We start from the raw sequence: 1,355 nt of genomic DNA, 5'->3' as shown, positions 1-1,355 counted from the left end.
GGCCACGGGGCTCGGTTGGTCACGGATGCCGCGCTCGAGGCGGGCGCCGCGCACATCCTGTCTGACACCGACTCGCGCGTGGATCGACTCGGACGCGACGTCCTCGCCCCCGAAGTCGTCTTCGGCCTCGAAGGCCACGGCACCCCGGCGCTCACCCTCACTGCGCCCGTGCTCTCGATCAAGCCGCTCCTCGCCGGCGAGGGAGTCTCGTACGGCTACCTCCATCGCGCAGAGCGCGACACTCGCGTCGCGCTCGTCGCGGGCGGCTACGCGCACGGCGTCGCGCGTGCGATCGGCGGCCGAGCGACGGTGCTCATCGGCGGATCGGAGCTTTCGATCATCGGCCGCGTCGCGATGGACGTCTGCGTGGTCGACATCGGAGACGCCGCCGTCGCGCGCGGCGACCGAGCCGTCTTCCTCGGACCGGATCACCCCGACGCGGCGCGGAGGTGGGCTGACGCGAGCGGTCTCACTGAGCTCGAGCTCGTGGCGGGCGTAGGTCTGCACGCCGCGCGCGAGGAGGTCGCGTGAACGCGGAGCTGCGGGTCGATCTCGACCGCTTCCGGCGCAACGTCCGCGCCGTTCGGGCCCGAATGGCACCCGCCGACGTGCTCGTCGTCGTGAAGGACGACGCCTATGCGCTCGGCGTCGAGCCGATCGTGGAGGCGGCGCTCGAGGCCGGGGCGACGTGGTTCGGTGCTCTGGATGCCGCGAGCGCGCTGCGCGCGGCCCAGGTGGCGGGGGATCGAGCCCGGGTCTTCGCGTGGCAGACCCTCGGCGTCGACGAGACCGAGGAGTCCCTGGAGGCCGGGCTCGAGCTCGGGGTCGGAGACGCCGCGTATCTCGAGCGCGTTGCGGCGGCCGCCGCACGCAGGAATGTTCCGGCGGCGGTGCATCTCAAGATCGACACCGGCCTGCACCGCAATGGCGTGCGCCCCGAGCAGTGGCCGGCCGTCGTGGCACGGGCGGTCGAACTGGAGCGGACGGGGCGGATCCGCGTCGCCGGAATCTGGAGCCACATCGCCGAGGCCAGCGACGCCGAAGACGACGCGTCACGTGCGGCCTTCGATGCGGCGGTGGAGCACGCACAGGGCGCGGGCCTCGATCCTGGTGTCCGGCATCTCGCGGCCAGCGCCGCGGCGTGGCATCGCCCGGAGTTCCGCTACGACCTCGTGCGGGTGGGGGCGTTCTGCTACGGCATCCGTTCGGCCGATGGGCCCGAGCTGGACGGGCTCGCACCGGTTGCCACCCTCGTCGCGCGCGTCGTGCGCGTCGCCGAGCGCCGGGCCACGGTCGGCATCGGTGCGGTGGACGGCGTGCTGTCCACGCTCGTTGGTCGCGCCCGCGTCGCGACG

Annotated in this window: 2 protein-coding genes; both read left to right on the top strand. The window is 73.4% G+C overall.

Annotated elements, in window-relative coordinates:
* Positions 1-531, top strand: a 531-nt coding sequence (locus EIO58_RS18035) for an alanine racemase C-terminal domain-containing protein (protein WP_127820568.1), incomplete at its 5' end; no start/stop codon positions are given.
* On the top strand, positions 528-1,355 hold an 828-nt coding region (locus EIO58_RS18030), incomplete at its 3' end, for an alanine racemase (protein WP_127820567.1). The genes EIO58_RS18035 and EIO58_RS18030, both read left to right, overlap by 4 nt.

Source organism: Microbacterium sp. CPCC 204701, from assembly GCF_004010105.1.
Classification (GTDB): domain Bacteria; phylum Actinomycetota; class Actinomycetes; order Actinomycetales; family Microbacteriaceae; genus Microbacterium.
The sequence above is the reverse complement of the archived record's forward strand: the minus strand, read 5'-3'. Positions and strand labels throughout refer to the sequence as shown.